25 protein-coding genes and 1 other RNA gene are annotated in these 24,328 nt (G+C 63.7%); 19 read left to right on the top strand and 7 right to left on the bottom strand.

Annotation, left to right across the window (positions count from 1 at the left end; genetic code table 11):
• Positions 1–21 precede the first annotated feature (21 nt).
• Both ACYJSS_RS14330 and zapE read left to right on the top strand, forming a co-directional pair.
• Entirely contained in the window at positions 22–1,368 is a 1,347-nt protein-coding gene (locus ACYJSS_RS14330) for a tryptophan--tRNA ligase (protein WP_111262481.1), read from the top strand.
• Positions 1,369–1,463: 95 nt separating this feature from the next.
• Positions 1,464–2,558: a cell division protein ZapE gene (gene zapE / locus ACYJSS_RS14325; RefSeq protein ID WP_111262480.1), complete on the top strand. Its 1,095-nt coding sequence runs from the start codon at positions 1,464–1,466 to the stop codon at positions 2,556–2,558.
• A 156-nt stretch (positions 2,559–2,714) separates the two neighbouring features.
• On the opposite strand, the gene ACYJSS_RS14320 is transcribed toward zapE, so the two are convergent.
• Positions 2,715–3,677, bottom strand: coding sequence for a hypothetical protein (locus ACYJSS_RS14320; RefSeq protein WP_111262479.1), 963 nt, complete (start codon positions 3,675–3,677; stop codon positions 2,715–2,717).
• 136 nt (positions 3,678–3,813) lie between these two features.
• The gene (locus tag ACYJSS_RS14315; RefSeq protein WP_178082980.1) at positions 3,814–4,713 is read right to left on the bottom strand and encodes a GlxA family transcriptional regulator; all 900 of its coding nucleotides are present in this window, start codon (positions 4,711–4,713) and stop codon (positions 3,814–3,816) included.
• Between the two features lie 246 nt (positions 4,714–4,959).
• Here ACYJSS_RS14315 and ACYJSS_RS14310 point away from each other — a divergent pair, with 246 nt between their 5' ends.
• Both ACYJSS_RS14310 and nfi read left to right on the top strand, forming a co-directional pair.
• On the top strand, positions 4,960–6,096 hold the full coding sequence (locus tag ACYJSS_RS14310) for an acyl-CoA dehydrogenase family protein (protein ID WP_111262477.1): 1,137 nt from the start codon (positions 4,960–4,962) through the stop codon (positions 6,094–6,096).
• Positions 6,097–6,181: 85 nt separating this feature from the next.
• Entirely contained in the window at positions 6,182–6,889 is a 708-nt protein-coding gene (gene nfi, locus ACYJSS_RS14305; RefSeq protein ID WP_111262476.1) for a deoxyribonuclease V, read from the top strand.
• Between the two features lies 1 nt (position 6,890).
• On the opposite strand, the gene ACYJSS_RS14300 is transcribed toward nfi, so the two are convergent.
• On the bottom strand, positions 6,891–7,928 hold the full coding sequence (locus tag ACYJSS_RS14300) for an NADP(H)-dependent aldo-keto reductase (RefSeq protein WP_111262475.1): 1,038 nt from the start codon (positions 7,926–7,928) through the stop codon (positions 6,891–6,893).
• A 273-nt stretch (positions 7,929–8,201) separates the two neighbouring features.
• On the opposite strand from ACYJSS_RS14300, the gene rplM reads away from it, so the two are divergent.
• The 7 genes from rplM (at position 8,202) to ACYJSS_RS14265 (ending at position 13,017) form a co-directional block, all read left to right on the top strand.
• Entirely contained in the window at positions 8,202–8,630 is a 429-nt protein-coding gene (gene rplM / locus ACYJSS_RS14295; protein ID WP_021217864.1) for a 50S ribosomal protein L13, read from the top strand.
• A 14-nt stretch (positions 8,631–8,644) separates the two neighbouring features.
• Positions 8,645–9,037 (top strand): 30S ribosomal protein S9, encoded by a 393-nt coding sequence (rpsI, locus tag ACYJSS_RS14290; protein ID WP_111262474.1) that lies wholly within the window; start codon positions 8,645–8,647, stop codon positions 9,035–9,037.
• A 251-nt stretch (positions 9,038–9,288) separates the two neighbouring features.
• Positions 9,289–9,882 (top strand): ubiquinol-cytochrome c reductase iron-sulfur subunit, encoded by a 594-nt coding sequence (petA, locus tag ACYJSS_RS14285; RefSeq protein ID WP_111262473.1) that lies wholly within the window; start codon positions 9,289–9,291, stop codon positions 9,880–9,882.
• Positions 9,882–11,093, top strand: coding sequence for a cytochrome b (locus tag ACYJSS_RS14280; RefSeq protein ID WP_111262472.1), 1,212 nt, complete (start codon positions 9,882–9,884; stop codon positions 11,091–11,093). The genes petA and ACYJSS_RS14280 overlap by 1 nt, the downstream gene beginning before the upstream one ends.
• The gene (locus ACYJSS_RS14275; RefSeq protein WP_111262471.1) at positions 11,093–11,875 is read left to right on the top strand and encodes a cytochrome c1; all 783 of its coding nucleotides are present in this window, start codon (positions 11,093–11,095) and stop codon (positions 11,873–11,875) included. Before ACYJSS_RS14280 ends, ACYJSS_RS14275 begins: the two co-directional genes overlap by 1 nt.
• An 88-nt stretch (positions 11,876–11,963) precedes the next feature.
• The gene (locus ACYJSS_RS14270; RefSeq protein WP_111262470.1) at positions 11,964–12,581 is read left to right on the top strand and encodes a glutathione S-transferase N-terminal domain-containing protein; all 618 of its coding nucleotides are present in this window, start codon (positions 11,964–11,966) and stop codon (positions 12,579–12,581) included.
• A gap of 13 nt (positions 12,582–12,594) precedes the next feature.
• Positions 12,595–13,017: a ClpXP protease specificity-enhancing factor gene (locus tag ACYJSS_RS14265; RefSeq protein WP_111262469.1), complete on the top strand. Its 423-nt coding sequence runs from the start codon at positions 12,595–12,597 to the stop codon at positions 13,015–13,017.
• A 48-nt stretch (positions 13,018–13,065) separates the two neighbouring features.
• On the opposite strand, the gene ACYJSS_RS14260 is transcribed toward ACYJSS_RS14265, so the two are convergent.
• The 4 genes from ACYJSS_RS14260 to ACYJSS_RS14245 are packed head-to-tail and all read right to left on the bottom strand — an operon-like array spanning position 13,066 to position 16,391.
• Positions 13,066–13,596 carry a BON domain-containing protein gene (locus tag ACYJSS_RS14260; protein ID WP_111262468.1) on the bottom strand — a complete coding sequence of 177 codons (531 nt, stop codon included), beginning with the start codon at positions 13,594–13,596 and terminating at the stop codon, positions 13,066–13,068.
• Positions 13,593–14,186, bottom strand: a complete 594-nt coding sequence (locus tag ACYJSS_RS14255; RefSeq protein ID WP_111262467.1) for a phosphoheptose isomerase — start codon at positions 14,184–14,186, stop codon at positions 13,593–13,595. Before ACYJSS_RS14255 ends, ACYJSS_RS14260 begins: the two co-directional genes overlap by 4 nt.
• 28 nt (positions 14,187–14,214) lie before the next feature.
• Positions 14,215–14,583 (bottom strand): YraN family protein, encoded by a 369-nt coding sequence (locus ACYJSS_RS14250; RefSeq protein ID WP_111262466.1) that lies wholly within the window; start codon positions 14,581–14,583, stop codon positions 14,215–14,217.
• Positions 14,580–16,391 carry a penicillin-binding protein activator gene (locus ACYJSS_RS14245; protein ID WP_236204745.1) on the bottom strand — a complete coding sequence of 604 codons (1,812 nt, stop codon included), beginning with the start codon at positions 16,389–16,391 and terminating at the stop codon, positions 14,580–14,582. The genes ACYJSS_RS14250 and ACYJSS_RS14245 overlap by 4 nt, the downstream gene beginning before the upstream one ends.
• A 152-nt stretch (positions 16,392–16,543) precedes the next feature.
• Between ACYJSS_RS14245 and rsmI the strand changes: the two genes are divergently transcribed.
• The 8 genes from rsmI to ACYJSS_RS14205 all read left to right on the top strand — a co-directional run bounded on the left by rsmI (position 16,544) and on the right by ACYJSS_RS14205 (position 24,328).
• Positions 16,544–17,386 (top strand): 16S rRNA (cytidine(1402)-2'-O)-methyltransferase, encoded by an 843-nt coding sequence (rsmI, locus tag ACYJSS_RS14240; protein ID WP_178082979.1) that lies wholly within the window; start codon positions 16,544–16,546, stop codon positions 17,384–17,386.
• A 40-nt stretch (positions 17,387–17,426) separates the two neighbouring features.
• Positions 17,427–17,784: RNase P RNA component class A (gene rnpB, locus ACYJSS_RS14235), an RNA gene on the top strand.
• A 304-nt stretch (positions 17,785–18,088) separates the two neighbouring features.
• Positions 18,089–18,544, top strand: coding sequence for a division/cell wall cluster transcriptional repressor MraZ (gene mraZ / locus ACYJSS_RS14230; RefSeq protein WP_111262463.1), 456 nt, complete (start codon positions 18,089–18,091; stop codon positions 18,542–18,544).
• Positions 18,541–19,488, top strand: coding sequence for a 16S rRNA (cytosine(1402)-N(4))-methyltransferase RsmH (gene rsmH / locus ACYJSS_RS14225; RefSeq protein WP_111262462.1), 948 nt, complete (start codon positions 18,541–18,543; stop codon positions 19,486–19,488). Before mraZ ends, rsmH begins: the two co-directional genes overlap by 4 nt.
• Positions 19,485–19,778 (top strand): cell division protein FtsL, encoded by a 294-nt coding sequence (gene ftsL, locus ACYJSS_RS14220; protein ID WP_111262461.1) that lies wholly within the window; start codon positions 19,485–19,487, stop codon positions 19,776–19,778. The genes rsmH and ftsL overlap by 4 nt, the downstream gene beginning before the upstream one ends.
• Positions 19,775–21,508: a peptidoglycan D,D-transpeptidase FtsI family protein gene (locus tag ACYJSS_RS14215; RefSeq protein WP_111262460.1), complete on the top strand. Its 1,734-nt coding sequence runs from the start codon at positions 19,775–19,777 to the stop codon at positions 21,506–21,508. Before ftsL ends, ACYJSS_RS14215 begins: the two co-directional genes overlap by 4 nt.
• Complete coding sequence (locus ACYJSS_RS14210; protein ID WP_236204744.1) at positions 21,508–22,971, top strand: UDP-N-acetylmuramoyl-L-alanyl-D-glutamate--2,6-diaminopimelate ligase; 1,464 nt, start codon at positions 21,508–21,510, stop codon at positions 22,969–22,971. The genes ACYJSS_RS14215 and ACYJSS_RS14210 overlap by 1 nt, the downstream gene beginning before the upstream one ends.
• Positions 22,964–24,328: a UDP-N-acetylmuramoyl-tripeptide--D-alanyl-D-alanine ligase gene (locus ACYJSS_RS14205; RefSeq protein ID WP_111262458.1), complete on the top strand. Its 1,365-nt coding sequence runs from the start codon at positions 22,964–22,966 to the stop codon at positions 24,326–24,328. The genes ACYJSS_RS14210 and ACYJSS_RS14205 overlap by 8 nt, the downstream gene beginning before the upstream one ends.

Below are 24,328 nucleotides of genomic sequence, written 5' to 3'. Positions count from 1 at the left end.
CCGTCCGACAAGCGATCCCCCATGACCACTCGTATCCTCACCGGCATCACCACCACCGGTACTCCACACCTCGGCAATTACGCCGGTGCCATCCGTCCCGCCATCGTCGCCAGCCGTGATGCCGACGTCGACTCCTTCTACTTCCTGGCCGACTACCACGCGCTGATCAAGTGCGACGACCCGGCGCGTATCCAGCGCTCGCGCCTGGAGATCGCCGCCACCTGGCTGGCCTGTGGCCTGGACACCGACAAGGCGACCTTCTACCGCCAGTCGGACATTCCCGAGATCCCCGAGCTCACCTGGCTGCTCACCTGCGTCGCGGCCAAGGGCCTGCTCAACCGCGCACATGCCTACAAGGCGTCGGTGGACAAGAACGTGGAGAACGGCGAGGACCCGGATGCGGGCGTCACCATGGGCCTGTACAGCTACCCGGTGCTGATGGCGGCGGACATCCTCATGTTCAACGCCCACAAGGTGCCGGTCGGCCGTGACCAGATCCAGCATGTGGAAATGGCCCGCGACATCGGCCAGCGCTTCAACCACCTGTTCGGCGCCGGCCGCGAGCTCTTCACCCTGCCGGAGGCGGTGATCGAGGAGGAAGTGGCCACCCTGCCGGGCCTGGACGGTCGCAAGATGTCCAAGAGCTACGACAACACCATCCCGCTGTTCGGCAGCGCCAAGCAGCTTAAGGACGCCATCGCCCGCATCGTCACCGACTCGCGCGCCCCCGGCGAGCCAAAGGACCCGGACAGCTCCCACCTGTACACCCTCTACCAGGCCTTCTCCACGCCGGCGCAGCTGGCGGCCTTCCGCGCCGAGTTGCTCGACGGCCTCGCGTGGGGCGAAGCCAAGCAGCGTCTGTTCCAGCTGCTGGACAATGAGCTGGGTGAAGCCCGCGAGCGGTACCACGCGCTTATCGAGCGTCCGGCCGATCTGGAAGACATCCTCCTCGCCGGTGCCGCCAAGGCCCGCAAGACTGCGACGCCCTTCCTCAACGAGCTGCGCGAGGCGGTCGGTTTGCGCTCCTTCCGCAGCAATGTGCAGAGTGCCGATGCCGGCAAGAAGAAAGCGGCCAAGAGTGCGCGTTTCGTCAGCTTCCGCGAAGACGACGGCAGCTTCCGCTTCCGCCTGCTGGCTGCCGATGGCGAGCAGTTGCTGCTGTCCCGGACCTTCGCCGATGGCAAGTCCTCGGGCATGGTGACCAAGCGCCTGCAAGCCGGCAGCGCCCTGGATATCCGCGCCGAAGGCACCAGCTACGGCCTGTGGCTCGATGGCGAGGTTGTGGGGCAGGGTGGCGAGTTCGCTGATTCCGATGCCCGTGACGCCGCCGTGCAGCGTTTGCGTGAGGCCCTTGCCCCACAGGAGTAAGGCGCTTTCTTACGGCCGGCGTAGCTGGCCGATTGCCAAGAAACGGGGCCGTCGCTAAAGTGACGGCCCCGTTTTTCGTTGCCTTGCTACCGATCATGACCCCCCTCGAGCGTTACCAGGCCGATCTCAAGCGGCCGGACTTCTTCCACGACGCCGCGCAGGAAACTGCCGTCCGCCATCTGCAGCGCCTGTACGACGACCTGATCGCCGACAGCCAGAACAAGCCCGGTCTGTTTGGCAGTCTGTTCGCCAAGAAGCGCCAGGGGCCGGTCAAGGGCCTGTATTTCTGGGGCGGCGTAGGTCGCGGCAAGACCTATCTGGTCGATACCTTCTTCGATGCCTTGCCGTTCAAGGAGAAGATGCGTACCCACTTCCACCGCTTCATGAAGCGTGTGCACGAGGAGATGCGAACTCTCAAGGGCGAGAAGAACCCCCTGACCATCATCGGCAAGCGCTTCGCCGATGAGGCCCGGGTGATCTGCTTCGACGAGTTCTTCGTCTCCGACATCACCGACGCGATGATCCTCGCCACCTTGCTGGATGAGCTGTTCAAGAACGGTGTGAGCCTGGTGGCGACGTCCAACATCGTCCCGGACGGCTTGTACAAGGATGGCCTGCAGCGCGCTCGCTTCCTGCCGGCCATCGCCTTGCTCAAGCAGCACACCGACATCGTCAACGTCGACAGCGGCGTGGACTACCGGCTGCGTGCCCTGGAGCAGGCCGAGCTGTTCCATTGGCCTCTGGGCGACGAGGCCGAGGCCAGCCTGAAGAAAAGCTTCAGGAGCCTGCTGCCCGATTGCACCCAGGCCCAGGAGAACGAGGCGCTGATGATCGAGAACCGCGAGATCCGTGCGATCCGCGTGTGCGAGGACGTCGCCTGGTTCGAGTTCCGCGAACTCTGCGATGGCCCGCGCAGCCAGAACGACTACATCGAGCTGGGCAAGATCTTCCACGCGGTGATCCTGGCCAACGTCGAGCAGATGGGCGTGGCCAAGGACGACATGGCGCGGCGCTTCATCAACCTGGTGGATGAGTTCTACGACCGCAACGTCAAGCTCATCATCTCCGCCGAAGTGGAGCTGAAGGACCTGTACACCGGTGGTCGCCTGACTTTCGAGTTCCAGCGCACCCTCAGCCGCTTGCTGGAGATGCAGTCCCACGAGTTCCTCTCTCGGCCGCATAAGCCTTGAAGAGCTGGAAGCCTGAAGCTTAAAGCCTGAAGAAAAAGCAATGCGGGCCGAGTTCATCGGCCCGCATGCTCTTCCAGCTTCCAGCTTCCAGCTTCCAGCTTCCAGCTTCCAGCTTCCAGCTTCCAGCTTCCAGCTTCCAGCTTCCAGCTTGCAGCGCTAGCGCTGCGCCACTTCCTTCTCATACTGCTTCAGCAGTTGCTGTGCATGGGCCACTTCCAGGGCCTCCATGGCGTTGATCGGCTTGATCGCCACTGCTTTCTTCAGGTGCTCCATGACCTTCTGCTCTTCGTCGTCGCCATAGACGTAGAGGAGTGCATTGGCGTACTCGTAGTGGCCGATCGGCAGGTCATCCTTGGCGCTGAAGGAGCGGGTGAAGTACTGCTCCATCTTGTCCGAGCTGACCCCGTAGGTCATTTTCCCGACCAGTTTGCCGACCTTGCGGATCACGCCGGCTTCGTAGCCGCCGTAGAGCGCGAGGGCGAAGGGTTGGCGCGGCTGCTTCTGCAGCAGGGCGTCCAGTTCCTCGGGGATCTGGCTGGTGTAGCCGCGCTTGAGCACCACCGGCACCGACAGCTCTTCACCCAGGCGGGCCTTGGCGTAGACGCGGCCGAACTGGGCCACGGTGTCGGCCTGGACCAGTTCGCCAGCCTCGTCGGTGTACTTGATCACTTCCTCCAGCAGGCGGTGCTTCTCCTCCTGGCTGGGGGCGAGGAACATCGCGTAGATGACCTGCGCGAACATCGCCGGCACCTGGCCGCCGACGCCCAGCGCCAGGCCCTGCTTCTTGGCTTCGGCGAAGTCACCCTTGAACATCAGGCGCCACACGTCCTGCAGCCTGGCGGCATAGGCCTCGGCTTCCTCGGGCTTGCCGGTGAAGCCGGTGTTGCCGGTCACGGTCATTTCCAGCGCCTTGGGGTTCTGGGTGGCCATGGTCACCACCCAGTCGGCATCCGGGAAGGGGTAGTCAGGGCCGAAGCCGCGGGTCAGCTGGGGCCAGGCCTGGCGCAGCTTGTCGCCGGAGTAGTCGTAGGCGGCCTGGTCGTAGGGGAAGGGTTTCCAGTCGTCTGCAACGGCTGTGAAGCTGGCGGCAGCCAGCAGGGCAAGCAGGTAACGGCGCATGGTTGAGTACCTTTTATTGTTGTTCTTCATCCGCCGTACCGCTGACGGAAAAGGTTCGGACACCCCTGTGGGGACCATGCCCGGATCATAATTCGCTGCCGCCACCGGCCAACCCATCCTTGGGATGGCCGCCTGCTCAGTCGCCCTTGTGCTGGAACTGCCTGCGGTACTGGTTGGGGGAGAGATTGGTGTGCTGGCGAAACAGTCGGGCGAAGAAGCTGGCGTCGTCGTAACCCACTTCGTAGCTGATGGTCTTGATGCTCTTGCGGGTCGCCGAAAGGAGGCCCTTGGCTGTTTCGATGCGTAACCGTTGCAGGTAGTGCAGGGGTTTGTCGCCGGTGGCGGCCTGGAAGCGACGCATGAAGTTGCGGATGCTCATGCCGTGGTCGCGGGCGACGTCCTCGAAGCGGAACTTGTCGGCGAAGTGCTCCTCGAGCCAGTGCTGGATCTGCAGGATGGTCACGTCCTGGTGCAGCTTCTGCCCGCCGAAGCCGATGCGCCCGGGGGCGTAGCTGCGCTGCACTTCGTAGAGGATGTCGCGGGAGACGGCCTGGGCGATGCTGGCGCCACAGAAGCGTTCGATCAGGTAGATGTACAGGTCGCAGGCGGAGGTGACGCCGCCTGCACAGTAGAGGTTGTCGGCATCCGACAGGTGCTTTTCCTGGTTCAGCAGCACCTTCGGGAAGCGCTCGCCGAACTCGCGGAAGAAGCGCCAGTAGGTGGTCGCCTCCTTGCCATCCAGCAGCCCGGCCTGGGCCATCCAGAACACGCCGGTGGCCTCGCCGCAGATGGAGCTGCCGGCGGCATGGCGCTCGCGCAGCCATTGCAGGACCTGGGGGTGGCGCTCGCAGAGGGCGTCGAAGTCGTCCCAGAAGGCTGGAAGGATGATGATGTCGGCCTCGTCCAGCGCACCGTCGACCGGCATGATCACGTCGCTGAAGCTGCGCACGGGCAGGCCGTCCGGGCTGACCAGGTGGATCTCGAATGCGGGCTTGAGGCCGAGGCCCTGGAGCTTGCTGTAGCGGAGGCTGGCCATATGGAAGAAATCCTTGGCCTGCATCAGGGTGGAAGCGAAGACACCTTCGGTGGCGAGGATGCTCACCCGCCTTAGGATGGGGGACTGCTGGTTGGTCATGGTCTTGTTCTTATAAGGGGAAAGCGGTCATTAGCCGGCTGGATCGTCTTATTTTTTGTCGCAACTGTCCAGTGTGCGTCTGGTACGACTGTCCTACAGTCTCTGGCCTTCAACCTCGAACCCAGACGCATCCGCCAAGGTGACCGCATGATTCCCAGAACCCTGTTCAGCTCCGATCACGAACTCTTCCGCGACAGCGTGCGCAAGTTCCTCGAACAGGAGGCGGTGCCCTTTCATCACCAGTGGGAGAAGGACGGCTACATCGACCGCGCGTTGTGGAACAAGGCGGGGGAGGCCGGGATGCTCTGCTCGCACATCCCCGAGGAGTACGGCGGCATGGGCGCCGACTTCCTCTACAGCACGGTGGTGATCGAGGAGATCGGCCGCCTGGGGCTGACCGGCATCGGCTTCTCGCTGCATTCGGACATCGTCGCACCCTATGTCCTCCATTACGGCTCCGAGGAGCTGAAGCACAAGTACCTGCCGCGCATGGTGACCGGCGAGCTGGTGACCGCCATTGCCATGACCGAGCCTGGCGCGGGCTCGGACCTGCAGGGCGTGAAGACAACTGCCGTGCTGGACGGCGACGACTACGTGATCAACGGCTCCAAGACCTTCATCACCAACGGCTACCTGGCCGACCTGGTGATCGTGGTCGCCAAGACCGATCCCAAGGCCGGCGCGAAGGGCACCAGCCTGTTCCTGGTAGAGGCGGGGGCGCCGGGTTTCTCCAAGGGCAAGCGCCTGGAGAAGGTGGGCATGAAGGCCCAGGACACATCGGAGCTGTTCTTCCAGGACGTGCGCGTGCCCAAGGAGAACCTGCTGGGCCAGGCCGGCATGGGCTTCGCCTACCTGATGCAGGAGCTGCCCCAGGAGCGCCTGACCGTCGGTATCGGCGCGCTGGCGTCGGCCGAGGCGGCGCTGAAGTGGACCCTCGACTACACCCGCGATCGCAAGGCCTTCGGCAAGGCCATCGCCGAGTTCCAGAACACCCGCTTCAAGCTCGCGGAGATGGCGACCGAGATCCAGATAGGCCGCGTGTTCGTCGACCGCTGCCTGGAGCTGCACCTGCAGCGCAAGCTGGATGTGCCCACCGCGGCGATGCTCAAGTACTGGGGCACCGATCTGCAATGCAAGGTGCTGGACGAATGCGTCCAGCTGCACGGCGGCTACGGGTTCATGTGGGAATACCCGGTGGCGCGCGCCTGGGCCGATGCCCGTGTGCAGCGCATCTATGCGGGCACCAACGAAATCATGAAAGAGATCATCGCGCGCTCGCTGTAAGTCCCCTGGTCCGCCGCCGGGCTGAGCGGCGGACCCTTCCTGCGGGCTCCGGGTCTACCTTGTGTCGACCTTTCGGAGCCTGCTCATGAATTCTTCCCCTTTCGATGACTGGGACGGCAGTGTCCGCCACGCCAAGCGCCTGCAGGGCGACTTGGCGGCACGGGTGCTGCTGGTCGACGATTTCTCGCCGCTGAAAGTGGTGGCGGGCGTCGATGTCGGCTTCGAGGAGGGCGGCCAGATCACCCGGGCCGTCGCCGTGTTGCTGGATGCCGATGACTACCGCCTGCTGGGCCAGGTGGTGGCGCGGGTGCCGACATCCATGCCCTACGTGCCCGGGCTGTTGTCCTTCCGTGAGCTGCCGGGCCTGCTGGAAGCGCTGGCCGGTCTGCCGCAGCGGCCGGACCTGGTGTTCTGCGACGGGCAGGGGATCGCCCATCCGCGCCGGCTCGGCATCGCTTCGCATCTGGGCGTGGTCACCGGGCTGCCGACCCTCGGGGTCGCGAAGACGATACTGGTGGGGCATCACCAGGAGCCGGGTCTCATGCGTGGCGATCATGTGCCGCTGGAGCACGACGGAGAGCAGATCGGCTGGATGCTGCGCAGTCGCGATCGAGTCGCGCCGCTGGTGGTTTCGCCAGGGCATCGCGTATCCATGCGCAGCGCGCTGGAGCTGGTGCTGCGCGGCTGTCGGGGCTATCGGTTGCCGGAACCGACCCGGCTGGCGGATCGGCTGGCCTCACGGCGGGGCGACATGCCGGTTGCCCGTGATGTCGCGCCGGGTCTGTTCGACTAGGTCAGGGGGCAGGGTTGGGCTGGCCTCGATGGATCTCGGCGATGCCTTCGAGTACCGCATCTGGCAGCGTCAGCTCGCTGCTGGCGAGGTTGCTCTCCAACTGCTCAAGGGTGGTGGCGCCAATGATGTTGCTGGTGACGAAAGGCTGCGCGGTGACGAAGGCCAGGGCCATCTGTGCCGGGTCCAGGCCATGTTCGCGGGCCAGCGCCACGTAGCGCGAGCAGGCGGCCTGGGCCTGCGGGTTGGTGTAGCGGGCGAAGCGGCTGAACAGGCTGATGCGAGCGTTGGCCGGGCGCGCACCGTTCTCGTACTTGCCGGACAGCATGCCGAACGCCAGCGGTGAATAGGCCAGCAGGCCGCAGCGCTCACGGATCGCCACTTCCGCCAGGCCTACTTCGAAACTGCGGTTGAGCAGGTTGTAGGGGTTCTGGATGGAGGCGGCGCGGGGCAGGCCAAGCTGATCGGCCAATTGCAGGAACTTCATCGTGCCCCAGGGCGTTTCGTTGGACAGGCCGACATGGCGGATCTTGCCCGCCTTCACCTGTTCGGCGAGGACTTCGAGGGTTTCCTGGAGCGGGGTGAAGTCTTCATCGCGGTGCTGGTAGCCCAACTGGCCGAAGAAGTTGGTGCTGCGCTCTGGCCAGTGCAGTTGGTAGAGGTCGATCCAGTCTGTCTGGAGGCGCTTGAGGCTGGCATCCAGTGCCGCGGTGATGTGCTGGCGGTTGTGCTTGAGGTTGCCGTCGCGGATGTGGGTGATACCGTTGCCCGGCCCGGCCACCTTGCTGGCGAGTACCCAGTCGGCGCGGTCCCTGTTCCGGGCGAACCAGTTGCCGATGATGGTTTCTGTCGCCGCGTAGGTTTCCGCGCGGGGCGGGACCGGGTACATCTCGGCTGTGTCCAGGAAGTTGATGCCGTAGGATTTGGCACGCTCGATCTGGGCGAATGCCTCTGCCTCGGTGTTCTGTTCGCCCCAGGTCATGGTGCCCAGGCACAGGCTGCTGACCTTGATATCGGTGTGGCCGAGTTGGCGGAATTCCATGCAGCGCTCCTCTGGTGGCAAAGATAGCTATCAAATCAGGTTGAAATTTTCCGTGCAATCGGCATAATTCCGCGGCTTTCTTTGCGGGGATGCCTAGCTCGCGAAGAAGGAAGGTGGGGATGCCTAGCCCGCCGAAACCCTTATGCCGTGTGCGGACGCGCTGACCCGAGCCCCCGATAGCGTCTGTTTCCGGCTGCCCTGTGTTGCCAGGGCGAGCACTATTCAGTAAGATCCGCCGTCTTATTTTCAGGGCGGCCCCTGAGGCTATAGCGAATGAAGACTTTTACTGCAAAACCGGAAACTGTTAAGCGCGACTGGTATGTCGTCGACGCTGCCGGTCAGACCCTGGGTCGTCTGGCCACCGAAATTGCTAGCCGCCTGCGCGGCAAGCACAAGCCGGAATACACCCCGCACGTTGACACCGGCGACTACATCGTCGTGATCAACGCCGAGCAGGTACGTGTGACCGGTGCCAAGACTACCGACAAGATGTACTACTCGCACTCCGGCTTCCCGGGCGGCATCAAGGAAATCAACTTCGAGAAGCTGATTGCCAAGGCCCCTGAGCGCGTGATCGAGACCGCGGTCAAAGGCATGCTGCCGAAGAACCCGCTGGGTCGCGACATGTATCGCAAGCTGAAGGTGTACAAGGGTTCTGCTCACCCGCACACCGCTCAGCAGCCCCAAGAACTGAAGATTTAACGGGATAGTTCATTATGTCGGCGACTCAAAACTACGGCACTGGCCGTCGCAAGACTGCAACCGCACGCGTATTCCTGCGTCCGGGTACTGGCAAGATTTCCATCAACAACCGCAGCCTGGATCAGTTCTTCGGCCGTGAAACCGCTCGCATGGTCGTGCGTCAGCCGCTGGAGCTGACCGAGACCGTCGAGAAGTTCGACATCTACGTCACCGTCCTCGGTGGTGGTGTCAGCGGTCAGGCTGGTGCGATCCGTCACGGTATCACCCGTGCCCTGATCAGCTACGACGAAGCGCTGCGCAGCCCGCTGCGTAAGGCCGGCTACGTGACTCGCGATGCTCGCGAAGTCGAGCGTAAGAAGGTCGGTCTGCGTAAAGCGCGTAAGCGTCCGCAGTACTCCAAGCGTTAATACGACGCTTCGAAAAACGCCCAGGCCCTTGTGGATCTGGGCGTTTTTTTATGCCCGCGAAAACGCCCTGCGACAGCTTGTCGCATGCGCGTAACCCTTATCTCTCAAGGCTTTCAGCAGTTTTGTATCCGGCTATTACCTTGTCAGGAGAGGGGGTTTTCTTTACCATTTGGCGAATTTTTTGCGCGGCTCGATTTTTACTTAGTAGAGGCCTGAACAACAGGCCACAAAAGCTGATGGGAGACGACTGAATGAGCAATGACGGCGTGAATGCAGGCCGGCGTCGCTTCCTCGTAGCAGCCACATCCGTGGTGGGTGCTGCAGGAGCGGTGGGTGCTGCGATCCCGTTCGTGGGGTCATGGCAGCCCAGTGCGAAGGCCAAGGCCGCAGGGGCACCGGTGAAGGTGAATATCAGCAAGATCGAAGCAGGTCAGCAGATGATTGCTGAATGGCGCGGTCAGCCGGTATTCATCGTTCGCCGTACCGAGGAGATCCTCGGCAACCTGGGCAAGATCGACGAGCGCATGGCTGACCCGAAGTCCGAAGCATCCGTGCAGCCGACCTATGTCGATCCGCATAACCGCTCGATCAAGCCGGAGATCCTGGTTCTGGTCGGTCTCTGCACCCACCTCGGCTGCTCGCCCTCCTTCCGTCCGGAAGTTGCGCCTGCCGACCTGGGCGCCGAGTGGGTAGGGGGCTACTTCTGCCCCTGCCACGGTTCTCGCTACGACCTCGCGGGCCGTGTCTACAAGGCGCAGCCCGCACCCTTGAACCTGCCGGTGCCGCCCCACTCCTACGAGTCGGATGATGTCATCGTCATCGGTGTGGACCAGGAGAAGGCCTAATGAGCAAATTCATGGAATGGATCGATGCGCGCTTCCCCGCGACCAAGATGTGGGAAGACCATCTGAGCAAGTACTACGCTCCGAAGAACTTCAACTTCTTCTATTTCTTCGGCTCCCTGGCCCTGCTGGTCCTGGTGAACCAGATCCTCACCGGCATCTGGCTGACCATGAGCTTCACGCCGTCCGCGGAAGAAGCCTTCGCCTCCGTCGAGTACATCATGCGCGACGTCGAGTACGGGGCGATCATTCGCTACCTGCACTCCACCGGCGCCTCGGCTTTCTTCATCGTGGTCTACATGCACATGTTCCGCGGCCTGCTCTACGGCTCCTACCAGAAGCCGCGTGAGCTGGTTTGGATCTTCGGCATGCTGATCTACCTCGCCCTGATGGCCGAGGCCTTCATGGGCTACCTGCTGCCCTGGGGCCAGATGTCCTACTGGGGTGCCCAGGTGATCATCTCGCTGTTCGGTGCCATCCCCGTCATCGGTGGTGACCTGACCCAGTGGATCCGCGGTGACTACCTGATCTCCGGCATCACCCTGAACCGCTTCTTCGCCCTGCACGTGATCGCCCTGCCGATCGTGATCCTCGGCCTGGTCGTGCTGCACATCCTGGCTCTGCACGAAGTGGGTTCGAACAACCCCGATGGCGTGGACATCAAGAAGCTGAAGGACGAGAACGGCATTCCGCTCGACGGCATCGCCTTCCACCCCTACTACAGCGTGAAAGACATCGTCGGTGTGGTGGTCTTCCTCTTCGTGTTCTGCTTCGTGGTGTTCTTCTTCCCGGAGATGGGTGGTTACTTCCTCGAGAAGCCGAACTTCGAACAGGCGAACCCGTTCAAGACCCCTGAGCACATTGCGCCGGTGTGGTACTTCACCCCGTTCTACGCGATTCTCCGCGCGGTTCCGGACAAGCTGATGGGCGTCATCGCCATGGGCGCTGCCATTGCCGTGCTCTTCGTCCTGCCGTGGCTGGATCGCAGCCCCGTCAAGTCGATGCGCTACAAGGGCTGGCTGAGCAAGATCTGGCTGCTGGTCTTCTGCGTGTCCTTCGTCATCCTCGGCGTGCTGGGTGTTCTTGCGCCGACCCCGGGCCGTACGCTGCTGTCGCAGGTGTGCACCATCCTGTACTTCGCGTACTTCATCCTGATGCCCTTCTACACCAGGATGGAAAAAACCAAACCGGTTCCGGAAAGGGTGACAGGCTGATGAAAAAGCTATTCGCTGCATTTGTTATCGCTGCACTGCCGGCCTTGACCTTCGCCGCCGGTGGCCATGATGTAGAACTGGATCATGTCGACATCGACCTGACCGACAAGGCTGCACTGCAGGACGGCGCTCGTACCTTCGCCAACTACTGCATGGGCTGCCACAGTGCCAAGTTCCAGCGCTATGAGCGCGTGGCCAAGGACCTGGGCATTCCCGAAGAGCTGATGCTGGAAAACCTGGTGTTCACCGGTGCCAAGATCGGCGACCACATGCAGATCGGCATGAAGCCGAGCGATGCCAAGACCTGGTTCGGCGCCGCGCCGCCGGACCTGACCCTGGTCGCCCGTGTTCGTGGTACCGATTGGCTGTACAGCTACCTGCGCAACTTCTACGAAGATCCGGCGCGTCCCTGGGGCGTGAACAACAAGATCTTCCCGAACGTCGGCATGCCCAACGTGCTGGTCGGCCTGCAGGGTCGCCAGGTCGTGGGTTGCAAGCAGGTCCAGGCGGTCGAAGAAGGCAAGAAGCAGTACGATCCGCTGACGGGCGCTCCCATCACCCATGAGGCGTGCGACCAGCTGACCATCGTGCCGAAGACCGGCAAGCTGAGCGAGGCCGAGTTCGACCAGAAGGTGCAGAATCTGGTGACCTTCCTGGCCTACTCCGCTGATCCGAACAAGCTGCACATGCAGCGCATCGGCACTTACGTTCTGCTGTACCTGGCCTTCTTCTTCGTGTTCGCCTACCTGCTCAAGCGCGAATACTGGAAAGACGTGCACTGATAGCTGGCTTCACCGTTGTATACTCGCGCGCCCTTCATGGGCGCGCGCGTTTTTCTACTACTGCATAACTTCAAGCGAGGAGGGCGCCATGGCCGTGACCAACAGGTTGGCCTGTTACTCCGACCCCGCAGACCACTATTCCCATCGTGTACGCATCGTGCTCGCCGAGAAGGGTGTCGCTGCGGACATCATCGATGTCGAGCCGGGGCGCTGTCCGCCCAGGCTGGCCGAGGTCAACCCCTACGGCAGTGTGCCGACCCTGGTCGATCGCGACCTTGCGCTCTACGAGCCCACCGTGGTCATGGAGTACCTTGAGGAGCGTTATCCGCACCCGCCGCTCATGCCGGTCTATCCGGTTGCACGGGGCAACACCCGTCTCCTCATGCACCGCGTTCAGCGTGATTGGTGCAGCCTGGTGGACCAGATTCTCGACTCCCGGGTGAAGGAGGCCGCCAAGGCCGTCGCTCGCAAGGAGTTGCGCGAGAGTCTCACTGGCGTATCGCCACTGTTCGCCGACAAGCCATTTTTCCTGAGCGAAGACCTCAGTCTTGTAGACTGCTGTCTGCTGCCGATCCTCTGGCGCCTGCCGGTGCTGGGAATCGAGTTGCCTCGCCCTGCCAAGCCGCTGCTGGACTACATGGAGCGCCTGTTCGTACGCGATGGCTTCCAGGCCAGTCTGTCAGCCGTCGAGCGCGACATGCGCTGATGAGGAGCATCTGATGAACTCCAGTCGTCCCTACCTTGTCCGTGCGCTCTACGAGTGGATAGTCGACAACAATTGCACCCCGCACCTGCTGGTCAATGCGGAGCATGCCGGTGTCCAGGTGCCGGCCGGTTATGCCAACGATGGTCAGATCGTGCTCAACGTTTCTCCCAGTGCCGTGCGTCACCTGCACATGGATAACGAAGCGGTGAGTTTCGAGGGGCGTTTCGGTGGCGTCGCCCACACCCTCTACATTCCTGCGGCGGCGATCATGGCCATCTATGCGCGGGAGAACGGGCAGGGCATGGTCTTCGATCTGGAGCCGCCGGTGGTGGACGACGAGGACCTGGGCCCCGAGGATGATGGTCCTTCCGGCGGCGATCCGTCCGGAGGCTCGCCGCGACCCAGCGGGCGCCCCAGTCTCAAGGTGGTCAAGTAATAAAAAAGGCGATCCGGTTGGATCGCCTTTTTTGTATCCGCAATTCGATCAGTTGGTGTACTCGAACAGCTTGACGATGCGCTGTACGCCGGAGACGCCCTGGACCACGCTGGTGGCCTTGGCTGCTTCCTGGCGGGTCACCAGGCCGAGCAGGTAGACGATGCCGTTCTCGGTCACGACTTTGATCTGCGAGCTGGGGATCTGGCTGTCGGCCAGCAGCTGGGTGGTGATCTTGGTGGTGATGGTGCTGTCGTTCATGCGGGCCAGAGTCGAGGAGTTCTGCCCGACATGCAATTCGTTATGCACCTTCTTCACGCCCTGTGCGGTGCGCGCGGCCTGTTCAGCCTGGGCCTTGAGGTTGTCGTTGGGGGTCTGTCCGGCCAGCAGCACGACGCCGTTGTAGCTGGTCACGACGATGTGCGAATTGGTCTTGAGATCAGGGTTCGCCGCTTCGATCTTGGCCCGCACCTTGGAAGGCGTGGACTGGTCGTCGATGGTCTTGCCGATGGTGCGGCCACCACAGCCACCTAGAACCAGGGTGACGGCGAGGCAGGCGAGGATCAGAGGGGAACGCGTCATTCTTCACTCCCAAACAGTTGACGATCGATCAGGTCACAAAGGCAATGGATGGCCAGTAGATGAACCTCCTGGATGCGCGCCGTGGACTTGGCGGGTACGCGGATCTCCACATCTTCGGGCAGCAGCAGCGAGGCCATGCCGCCGCCGTCGCGGCCGGTCAGGGCTACGACAATCATTTCGCGGTCATGTGCGGCCTGGATGGCCTGGATGATGTTTGCGGAGTTCCCGCTGGTGGAGATCGCCAGCAGGATGTCGCCGGGTTGGCCCAGGGCGCGGATTTGCTTGGAGAAGATCTCGTTGTAGCTGTAGTCGTTGGCGATGGAGGTGATGGTCGAGCTGTCGGTGGTCAGTGCCAGCGCGGGCAGGCTTGGGCGTTCGCGCTCGAAGCGATTGAGCAGCTCCGAGGAGAAGTGCTGGGCGTCGCCGGCGGAGCCGCCATTGCCACACGAGAGTATCTTGCCCTCGTTTAGCAGGGCGTTGACCATCACCATGCTCGCGTGCTCGATGTGCGGAGCGAGCATTTCCATGGCGAGCAGCTTGGTGTCGATGCTGGCCTGGAAGAGCTGGCGGATTCGGGGTTGCATGTCCATCGGGTTGACCTTAAGTGGGAGCGACTGCTCAGGTATCAAAGGCGTTCTGCAGCCATGTCAGTCGCGGGGGTGAGTCGCCATCCATCGAGTTGATGGCGACCACGTCAAATCTGCACGGGTATCGAGACCAGCGGGACTCCTTCAGGAGGAAGTGCTGGGCAGCGGTGATCAGCTTGGCGCGCTTGCGCGCATCGACGCTCTCCAGGGCGCCGCCCCAGGCGGCATGCCGTCGGTAGCGTACTTCGACGAATACTACTGTATCGCCGTCCAGCATGACCAGATCGAGCTCGCCTCGCGGGCACCGCCAGTTGCTGGCCAGCAGGCGCAAGCCATGACCTTCGAGGTGGGTGCGGGCAAGGGCCTCTGCCGCTTGCCCGCTGCTCTGTCGCTGGCTCAAGAATCGCTGTCGGGGAGGCGCTGCACCTGGCCGTCGCGGAATTCGGCCCAGGGCAGCTGGCGCTCGATGCGTTGAGCGGGGTTCAGGCTCAGGCTGCCGGAGAGGCCGTCGACACGACTTTCCGGCAGGGCCTTGAGCTGGTTGAGGCGCGGGGCGAGGCGATAGGCGTCCACGCCCATGGCGTAGAGGCGGCCCAGGCTGCCCCCGGCTTGCGGCCATTGGCGATCGACCTGCTGGCGCAGCGGGTCGTTGCTGTTGAGCAGCCAGGGGGTTTCGCAGAAGCGGATGCCATTCAGGTCCAGATACTGGGCCTGGTCGTTGCTGCCGGTGTACAAGTGGGAGGTGGCATACACGGGCACGTCGCCAGCGTACTGGAAGGCCAGGGTGGGTTTGATCTGCTGGGCCTGCTGCGGAGTGGCGGCGAGGAAGATGAAGTCGACGTCCTGGCGGCGCGAGGGTTGAGCGGCGACCTGTGTGCCGAGGGTGCTCTGCAGGCGCTTGGCGCGCGATTCGCTCTGGCGCAGTTGGAACAGGTCGGCGATCTGCTGGGCCAGTTCCACCGGCTGATCGACGTGCTCGGCTGCGATCAGGCTGCCGCCGGACTGCTCCCAGTTCTGGCGGAATGCATTGAGTACACGGTCGCCCCATTCGCCACGCGGCACCAGTGCTACGGCGCGACGCATGCCGTCGCCCCAGGCGCGGCGGGCCACTTCACGGGCTTCGTCCTCGGCGGCAAGGCCGAATTGGAACAACTGGGCGGGGCCTTCCTGGCCGGCGTCGCTGTAGTTGAGGGCAAGTGTGGTGATAGGCAGTTGCTCGCGGTCGCTCATCTGCTTGACCAGCGGTTTCTCCAGTGGCCCGACCACGAGTTGTACGCCGTCGGCCTGTGCCTGGCGGTAGAAGTCATCCAGGGAGCTGAGGTGCGAGCTGTCGTAGAGCTGGATGGCTGGCGGGTTCTGGCCGGCCTGCTGAGCCTGGTAGTGAGCGGCGAGGAAGCCGTCTCGAAGGGCGCGGGCCACCGAGGCGAGCGGGCCTTCCTGGGGCAGCAGCAGGGCGATCTTTGTCAGGGGCTGATTGGCCAGTTCTTTCAGTTTGAGAAGGGGGGCAGGGAGCTGCTCGGCAGCTGGGTGTTGCGGATTCTGGGTGCGCCAGGTTTCGATGGCCGCCTGTTGTTGCTCCAGGGTGCCGGCGCTCTTGGTCACGCGGGCCAGCTCCATCCAGCCGGCGAGGTCGGCGTCGCCGCCGGCCTGCAGCTGGTTGGCTGGCAGGTTGGATACCAGGGTCCAGATCGCTTCGTGGTTGGTCTTCTCGGCTTCGCCGCTGAGCAGCGGGGCGATGAATACGCGCTCACGTGCTGCGGCGAAGTTCTGGCCGTCGGCCTCAAGGGCGCGGGCGCGAATCAGTTGGGTGCGGACCTGCTGTTCGACCGGCAGCTCGGCCAGGCGCTCCAGGCTCGGATGGCCCAGGGCCTTGAGGGCGCTCTTGGGCTGGTTGCGTGCCATGGCGAGTTCGGCCGCAAGGGTGCTGGCGTATACCTGCTGGGCGGGCTTGAGGCCGTCCAGCGGGACCTGCTCGAGAATGCGGGCCGAGCGGCCTATATCCTGCTGCTTGTACGCCAGGTCGGCGGCGGCAAGGCGCAGGAGGGCGGCTTGCTCGGGCTTGCTGTCGTTCGCTTGCTGGAGCATCTGCTCGATGCTGGCTTGGGGCGTGCGGGGCAGTTCGCCGAGAGTTGAGGTGGGCGAACTGCCACAGGCGGCCAGCAGGCCGACGAGGCAGAGTGCGGAAAGCGGGCGCAGGCAAGCGATCATTTAACGATCCCGGTACTCGATCAAAGAAGCGTCGGATTGTACCCAAGGCCCGTCCGGGGTGCGATGTTGGAGGTCAGAAACGGGCTACAATGCGCGCCTTTAAGTGAATTCCGAGGTGTCTTGTGACCGTTTCCCCAGGCTCTGTTGCCACCTTGGGCAAACTTTACGTGGTGGCTACGCCCATTGGGAACCTCGATGACATCAGTGCTCGTGCGCTGCGAGTGCTGCGCGAGGTGGCACTCATCGCAGCCGAGGACACCCGCCATTCCGTACGCCTGCTTCAGCACTTCGGCATCAATACGCCCTTGGCGGCTTGTCATGATCACAATGAGCGCGAGGAGGGTGGTCGCTTTCTGGCGCGTCTGCAGGCAGGCGATGATGTCGCGTTGATTTCCGATGCGGGCACCCCGCTGATTTCCGATCCTGGCTATCACCTGGTTCGGCAGGTTCGGGCCGCCGGCATCGCCGTGGTGCCTGTGCCGGGGCCCAGCGCTCTGATCGCGGCGCTTTCCGCGGCGGGCCTACCCTCGGATCGCTTCATATTCGAGGGCTTTCTTCCCGCCAAGACGGCCGGCCGCCGCTCGCGCCTGGAGTTGGTAAAGGAAGAGCCGCGCACGCTCATTTTCTACGAGGCCCCACATCGGATACTCGAATGCCTGGAGGACATGGTGTCGATCTTCGGAGGGGAGCGTCAGGCGGTGCTTGCGCGTGAGTTGACCAAGACGTTCGAAACGCTGAAGGGTAACCCGCTGGCCGCGCTGCGCGATTGGGTTGCAAGTGATAGCAATCAGCAGCGGGGTGAGTGTGTGCTGCTGGTGGCGGGCTGGCAGGAGCCCGAGGGCGAAGATGCGATCAGTGGTGAAGCGTCGCGCGTACTCGATCTGTTGCTTGCCGAGTTGCCCCTGAAGCGAGCGGCGGCGCTGGCTGCGGAAATAACCGGGGTGCGCAAGAACCTGCTCTACCAGGCTGCGCTGGAGCGCCAGGGCGATTCTTGAGCTTGTTCTTCTGCTGGCCTGCCGCTACCCTTGGCGGCGGAGAGTCGATCGGACAGTCGCTGTCTCATTTCGTTCGCGATTTTGAGAGGGAGGAAAGTCCGGGCTCCGCAGGGCAGAGTGCCAGGTAACGCCTGGGAGGCGAAAGCCTACGGAAAGTGCCACAGAAAATAACCGCCTAAGCGCGCAAGCGCCGGTAAGGGTGAAAAGGTGCGGTAAGAGCGCACCGCGCGACTGGCAACAGTTCGTGGCTAGGTAAACCCCACTCGGAGCAAGACCAAATAGGAATCCTTGGCGTGGCCCGCGTCGGATTCGGGTAGGTTGCTAAAGGCTGTCAGTGATGGCAGCCGTAGATGAATGACTGTCCACGACAGAACCCGGCTTACAGATCGACTCTCCACTTTCCCCCACTTCCGCTTTATTTGCTCCACGTCTGAAATACCGAAAAAATCTTATTCTTGAGAAATTACTTTAAGTTCGCGCTTCAGCTCTCTGGTGCGTCTTATTTTTGTGCCTGAAATCCGCTGCAATATCTCTCCCGCCCTCTCCCAAAAGCTCGCTAAATCTCCGTCCCGTAAGGAATTTTCCGTCTTTGCCCGCCTTGACGGTGGGGCGCGCGCATTTCTATAGTGTGCGGAAGTGGTGCAAAGTGGGACAAAGTGGGATCAATTGGTACGGGAAGCCTAAAACAGGGGAAGCGCAGCCGTGTTTCGCGGAGCAAATGCCATCAGTCTCGACGCCAAAGGGCGCATCGCGATGCCGAGCCGGTATCGTGATGAGCTTTTTTCGCGTTGTGATGGCCAGCTCATCGTCACCATCGATGCCGTCGACCGCTGTCTGACCCTCTATCCGCTCCCCGAATGGGAGCTCATCGAAGCCAAGCTTCGCGAGCTGCCGTCCCTGCGTGAAGAAGCCCGCCGCCTGCAACGCCTCCTGATCGGTAACGCCGTCGACCTCGAGTTGGACGGCAACGGTCGTTTCCTGGTCCCGCCGCGCTTGCGCGAGTACGCGGGCCTGGACAAGAAGGCGATGCTGGTTGGTCAGTTGAACAAGTTCCAGATATGGGACGAAGACGCCTGGAACGCGATTTCCGATGCGGACCTGATGGCAATCAAACAACCCGGCGGCCTGCCGGACGAACTGCGTGACCTTATCCTGTGAGTACCGAAAGCAGCTTCCGCCACATCACCGTCCTGCTCGACGAGGCCGTAGACAGCCTCGCCGTGCGTGCTGACGGCTGTTACCTGGACGGCACCTTCGGTCGCGGGGGGCACAGTCGGCTCATCCTCCGGCATCTCGGTGAGGAGGGCCGGCTGCTCGGTTTCGACAAGGACCCCCAAGCCATAGCTACAGGGCAAGCGCTGGCGGCCGAAGACGGCCGCTTTGTCATTGTGCAGCGCAGTTTCGCCGAGATGGCGGGCGAGCTTGCCGAGCGTGGCCTGGCCGGCAAGGTCGATGGCGTCCTGCTCGATCTCGGCGTTTCCTCGCCGCAGTTGGATGACGCCGAGCGTGGTTTCAGCTTCCTCAACGACGGCCCCCTCGATATGCGCATGGACCCCACTCGTGGCGTCAGTGCCGCGCAATGGATCGCCACCGCACCCGAGGATGAGATCGCCCGCGTGCTCAAGGAATATGGCGAGGAGCGCTTCGCCAAGCGCATGGCGCGTGCCGTTGTGCAGCGCCGTGCCGAGAAACCCTTCGAACGCACCGCTGATCTGGCTGCCGTGCTCACGGTGGCCAATCCCGCCTGGGAAAAAGGCAAGAATCCGGCTACCCGCGCTTTCCAGGGCATTCGCATCCATGTGAACAACGAATTGGGTGATCTGGAGCGTGGCCTCGAGGCTGCCCTGGAGAATCTCGCCGTTGGCGGCCGACTGGTCGTTATCAGCTTCCACTCCCTGGAAGACCGCATCGTCAAGCTGTTCATGCGCAAGCATGCGAAAGGCGAGGCGGACAAGTTGCCGCGCAACCTGCCTATCCGTCCCCCGGCCTTCGATCCCCGGCTGAAGCTGCTGGGCAAGCCGCAGTTCGCATCCGAAGAAGAGCTGAAGGCCAACCCGCGCTCGCGCAGTGCCGTCATGCGTGTGGCGGAGAAGCTCAGATGAGCCGCATTTACGCCAAGCCCCTGCCGGGCGGCAGTTTCCTGATGCTGTTGCTGTTCATTGCCGTGCTGGTTTCCGCCATCGGCGTGTCCTACAGCGCGCACTGGAACAGGCAGCTGCTCAACAAGCTCTACACCGAGCTCAGCGTGCGCGACAAGGCGCAGGCCGAGTGGGGCCGCCTGGTGCTGGAGCAGAGTACCTGGACAGCGCACAACCGCATCGAGTCGCTGGCCAGCGAGCAATTGAAGATGCGTATCCCCGAACCCGCGGAAATCCGCATGGTGGCGCCATGATCAACCTCGAGGGGGCGCTCTACCCCTGGCGCTTCCGGGTGGTCCTGGTGCTGCTCGCCCTCATGGTCGCGGCCATCTCCTGGCGTATCGTCGACCTGCACGTGATCGATCGCGACTTCCTCAAGGGGCAGGGCGATGCGCGCAGCGTGCGGCACATTCCGATTCCGGCGCACCGTGGCCTGATCACCGATCGCAACGGCGAGCCGCTGGCTGTCAGCACCCCGGTCACCACCCTCTGGACCAACCCCAAGGACCTGATGGCCGTGCGTGACCAGTGGCCGGTCATCGCTGCGACCCTGGGGCAGGATCCGAAGATCTTCGCCGAGCGTATCGAGCAGAACGCCGGTCGCGAATTCCTCTACCTCGCCCGCGGCCTGACGCCGGAGCAGGGGCAGGCGATCCTCGCCCGCAAGCTTCCGGGCGTTTACGCCATCGAAGAGTTCCGTCGCTTCTACCCGGCTGGCGAAGTGACCGCTCATGTAGTCGGCTTCACCGACGTCGACGATCGCGGTCGCGAGGGCGTCGAGCTGTCCTTCGACCAGTGGCTGGCCGGCGTGCCCGGCAAGCGCCAGGTGCTCAAGGATCGCCGTGGTCGCCTGATCAAGGACGTCCAGGTCGCCAAGAACGCCAAGCCCGGCAAGACCCTGGCCCTGTCCATCGACCTGCGCCTGCAGTACCTCGCCCACCGTGAACTGCGCAACGCGCTGGTGGAGAACGGCGCCAAGGCCGGCAGCCTGGTGATCGTCGACGTCAAGACCGGCGAAGTGCTGGCCATGGCCAACCAGCCCACCTACAACCCGAACAACCGCCGCAACCTGCAGCCGGCGGCCATGCGCAACCGCGCCATGATCGACGTGTTCGAGCCCGGTTCGACGGTCAAGCCGATCTCCATGTCCGCGGCCCTGCAGAGCGGCCGCTGGAAGCCCGAGGACAAGGTCGAGGTCTACCCCGGCTCGCTGCAGATCGGCCGCTACACCATCAAGGACGTCTCCAAGACCGAAGGGCCGATCCTCGACCTGACCGGCATCCTGATCAATTCCAGCAACGTCGGCATGAGCAAGATCGCCTTCGACATCGGCGGCGAGACCATCTACGAGACCATGCGCCAGCTGGGCCTCGGCCAGGACACCGGTCTCGGCTTCCCCGGCGAGCGCGTGGGCAACCTGCCCAACCACCGCGAATGGCGCAAGGCCGAGACCGCGACCCTGTCCTATGGCTACGGCCTCTCGGTGACCGCCATCCAGATGGTCCATGCCTACGCCACGCTGGCCAACAACGGCCAGGCCGTACCCCTTTCGATGACCCGGGTGGACAGCCTGCCCGTCGGTACCCAGGTGATCCCCGGGGATGTCGCCAAGACCATGCAGGGCATGCTCCAGCAAGTGGTCGAGGCGCCGCGCGGCGTGTTCCGCGCCCAGGTGCCGGGCTATCACGTTTCCGGCAAGAGCGGCACGGCGCGCAAGGCCACTGTCGGCGCCAAGGGCTACACCCAGAACGCCTACCGCTCGCTCTTCGCGGGCTTCGGTCCATCCACCAATCCGCGTCTGGCGATGGTGGTGGTGATCGATGAACCCAGCAAGGCCGGCTACTTCGGTGGCCTGGTCTCGGCACCGGTATTCGGCAGAGTCATGGCTGGTGCGTTGCGCCTGATGAACATCGCCCCGGACAACCTGCCCACCGAGGAACAACAGACCGCGGAAGCGGCTACCGGCAAAGGAGGGCGGATCTGATGCCCATGCCACTGAATCAATTGTTGCCCCAGGCCGAAAGCGCCACCCTGATCCGTGAACTGACCCTGGACAGCCGCAAGGTGCGTCCGGGTGATCTGTTCCTGGCGGTTCCCGGTGCCCAGCACGACGGCCGTGACCATATCGCCGATGCCATCGCTCGCGGCGCCACCGCTGTCGCGTACGAAGCGGAAGGCGCCCCGGTTGTCGATGCCAGCGGTGCCGAACTGCTCGCCATCAAGGGGTTGGCTGGCCAGCTTTCGGCCATAGCCGGGCGCTTCTATGGCGAGCCCAGTCGCGGCCTGAATCTCGTGGGCGTCACCGGAACCAATGGCAAGACCAGCGTCAGCCAACTGATCGCCCAGGCCCTCGACCTACTCGGCGAGCGTTGCGGCATCGTCGGGACCCTGGGGACCGGCTTCCATGGCGAGCTGGAAAGCGGCCGCCATACGACCCCCGACCCGTTGGCGGTGCAGGCCACCCTGGCCAACCTCAAGCAGGCCGGTGCCCGCGCCGTGGCGATGGAGGTTTCCTCCCATGGACTGGAGCAGGGGCGCGTGGCCGCACTCGCCTTCGATGTCGCGGTGTTCACCAACCTGTCCCGCGATCATCTCGACTACCACGGTTCGATGGAGGCCTATGGCGCTGCCAAGGCTCGCCTGTTCGACTGGCCCGAGTTGCGTTGCCGGGTGATCAACCTCGACGATGCGTTCGGCCGCGAACTCGCCTCGCGTACCCATGAGTCCCGTCTCATCGGCTACAGCCAGGAAGACGCGTCCGCCTTCATCTATTGCCGCGAAGCACATTTCGATGACGATGGCGTGCGAGCGAGCCTGGTTACGCCGCAAGGCGAAGGCCTGCTGCGCAGCCCGTTGCTTGGGCGTTTCAATCTCAGCAACCTGCTGGCGGTGGTCGGTGCCCTGCTGGGCATGGGCTACCCGCTGGACGAAATCCTTCGCGCGCTGCCCGGCCTCCAGGGGCCGGCCGGCCGCATGCAGCGCCTGGGCGGTGGCGACAAGCCGCTGGTGGTGGTGGATTACGCCCACACCCCCGACGCCCTGGAAAAGGTCCTCGAAGCCCTGCGCCCCCACGCTCGGGGTCGCCTGCTGTGCCTGTTCGGCTGCGGCGGTGATCGCGACCGTGGCAAGCGCCCGCTGATGGCGGCCCTGGCCGAGCGCCTGGCCGACCACGTACTGGTCACCGACGACAACCCGCGCAGCGAAGACCCGGCGCAGATCTTCGACGACATCCGCCCTGGCTTCGCCGATGCGGCAAGGGCCGAGTTCGTCCACGGTCGTGGCGTCGCCATCGCCCGTCTGATCGCGACCGCTGGCGTCGACGACGTGGTGTTGCTGGCCGGCAAGGGGCATGAGGATTACCAGGAAATCAACGGCGAGCGCCTGCCGTTCTCCGATCTGCAGGAAGCCGAAGCCGCCCTGGGCGCCTGGGGAGCCAGCCATGCTTGAGCCGATGCGTCTTTCCGCCCTGCAGGCTCCGTTGCAGGCCCGCTTGATCGGGGCTGATGCCGCGTTCTCGGCGGTGTCCACCGACAGCCGGCGCGTTGAGCCCGGACAGCTGTTCATCGCGCTGGTCGGGCCGAATTTCGATGGCCATGACTACCTGGCCGACGTCGCCGCCAAGGGGGCCGTCGCCGCGCTCGTGCAGCGCGAGGTCCCGGGAGCGCCGCTGCCGCAGTTGCTGGTGGCCGATACCCGCCTGGCCCTTGGTCGGCTCGGTGCGCTCAACCGTGACGCCTTCACCGGCAAGGTGGCGGCGGTTACCGGGTCCAGCGGCAAGACCACGGTCAAGGAAATGCTCGCCAGCATCCTGCGGACCCAGGGGCCTGTCCTGGCCACCCGCGGCAACCTCAACAACGACCTGGGCGCGCCGCTCACCCTGCTCGAACTGGCGCCGGAGCACCGCAGCGCCGTGATCGAACTGGGCGCTTCTCGGGTGGGCGAGATCGCCTACACCGTCGGCCTGACCCGGCCCCAGGTTGCGATCATCAACAACGCCGGCACTGCCCACGTGGGCGAGTTCGGTGGCCCGGAGAAGATCATCCTGGCCAAGGGCGAAATCCTCGAAGGTCTGGCCGACAACGGTATCGCCGTGCTCAACCGCGACGACAAGGCATTCGATACCTGGCGCCAGCGCAATGGCGCCCGCCGGGTGTTGAGCTTCGGCCTTGATGCAGCCGATGCCGACCTGCGCGCCGAGTCCATCGTGCGTGATGCTCGTGGCTGCATGGCCTTCATCCTCAAGGGCGTGGCTGGTGAAGCGAACATCCAGCTCAACCTGCTGGGCCTGCATAACGTCGCCAATGCATTGGCTGCCGCCGCTGCCGCGCACGCGCTGGGCGTACCGCTGGTCGGTATTCGCGAAGGCCTGCAGAACCTGCAACCGGTCAAGGGCCGCACCGTAGCGCAGTTGGCACCCAGTGGCATGCGGGTGATCGATGACAGCTACAACGCCAACCCGGCTTCGATGATCGCGGCCGTTGATATACTCGCCGGCTTTTCCGGCCGCACCGTCCTGGTGCTCGGGGATATGGGCGAGCTGGGCGAGTGGGCCGAGCAAGGTCACCGCGACGTGGGGCTCCATGCCCGCGGCAAGGTCAGCGCGCTCTATGCAGTCGGTCCTCAGATGGCCCATGCAGTCGCCGCTTTCGGCGACGATGGCCGCCATTTCGCCGATCAGTCCAGCCTGATCCAGGCCCTGGTCGATGAGCAGGACGCCAACACAACCATTCTGATCAAAGGTTCCCGCAGCGCGGCGATGGACAAGGTCGTCGCGGCCATCTGCGGAACGGGGGAGGCTCACTAA

It is taken from the genome of Pseudomonas sp. No.21, from assembly GCF_054558415.1.
Note: the sequence above shows the minus strand (reverse complement) of the source record. Positions and strands in the feature narration are given on the sequence as shown.

Coding starts and splice junctions, on each gene's coding strand:
- ACYJSS_RS14330 (WP_111262481.1), top strand. CDS start 22: ATGACCACTCGTATCCTCACCGGCATCACCACCACCGGTACTCCACAC.
- zapE (WP_111262480.1), top strand. CDS start 1,464: ATGACCCCCCTCGAGCGTTACCAGGCCGATCTCAAGCGGCCGGACTTC.
- ACYJSS_RS14320 (WP_111262479.1), bottom strand. CDS start 3,677: ATGCGCCGTTACCTGCTTGCCCTGCTGGCTGCCGCCAGCTTCACAGCC.
- ACYJSS_RS14315 (WP_178082980.1), bottom strand. CDS start 4,713: ATGGCCAGCCTCCGCTACAGCAAGCTCCAGGGCCTCGGCCTCAAGCCC.
- ACYJSS_RS14310 (WP_111262477.1), top strand. CDS start 4,960: ATGATTCCCAGAACCCTGTTCAGCTCCGATCACGAACTCTTCCGCGAC.
- nfi (WP_111262476.1), top strand. CDS start 6,182: ATGAATTCTTCCCCTTTCGATGACTGGGACGGCAGTGTCCGCCACGCC.
- ACYJSS_RS14300 (WP_111262475.1), bottom strand. CDS start 7,928: ATGGAATTCCGCCAACTCGGCCACACCGATATCAAGGTCAGCAGCCTG.
- rplM (WP_021217864.1), top strand. CDS start 8,202: ATGAAGACTTTTACTGCAAAACCGGAAACTGTTAAGCGCGACTGGTAT.
- rpsI (WP_111262474.1), top strand. CDS start 8,645: ATGTCGGCGACTCAAAACTACGGCACTGGCCGTCGCAAGACTGCAACC.
- petA (WP_111262473.1), top strand. CDS start 9,289: ATGAGCAATGACGGCGTGAATGCAGGCCGGCGTCGCTTCCTCGTAGCA.
- ACYJSS_RS14280 (WP_111262472.1), top strand. CDS start 9,882: ATGAGCAAATTCATGGAATGGATCGATGCGCGCTTCCCCGCGACCAAG.
- ACYJSS_RS14275 (WP_111262471.1), top strand. CDS start 11,093: ATGAAAAAGCTATTCGCTGCATTTGTTATCGCTGCACTGCCGGCCTTG.
- ACYJSS_RS14270 (WP_111262470.1), top strand. CDS start 11,964: ATGGCCGTGACCAACAGGTTGGCCTGTTACTCCGACCCCGCAGACCAC.
- ACYJSS_RS14265 (WP_111262469.1), top strand. CDS start 12,595: ATGAACTCCAGTCGTCCCTACCTTGTCCGTGCGCTCTACGAGTGGATA.
- ACYJSS_RS14260 (WP_111262468.1), bottom strand. CDS start 13,596: ATGACGCGTTCCCCTCTGATCCTCGCCTGCCTCGCCGTCACCCTGGTT.
- ACYJSS_RS14255 (WP_111262467.1), bottom strand. CDS start 14,186: ATGGACATGCAACCCCGAATCCGCCAGCTCTTCCAGGCCAGCATCGAC.
- ACYJSS_RS14245 (WP_236204745.1), bottom strand. CDS start 16,391: ATGATCGCTTGCCTGCGCCCGCTTTCCGCACTCTGCCTCGTCGGCCTG.
- ftsL (WP_111262461.1), top strand. CDS start 19,485: ATGAGCCGCATTTACGCCAAGCCCCTGCCGGGCGGCAGTTTCCTGATG.
- ACYJSS_RS14215 (WP_111262460.1), top strand. CDS start 19,775: ATGATCAACCTCGAGGGGGCGCTCTACCCCTGGCGCTTCCGGGTGGTC.
- ACYJSS_RS14210 (WP_236204744.1), top strand. CDS start 21,508: ATGCCCATGCCACTGAATCAATTGTTGCCCCAGGCCGAAAGCGCCACC.
- ACYJSS_RS14205 (WP_111262458.1), top strand. CDS start 22,964: ATGCTTGAGCCGATGCGTCTTTCCGCCCTGCAGGCTCCGTTGCAGGCC.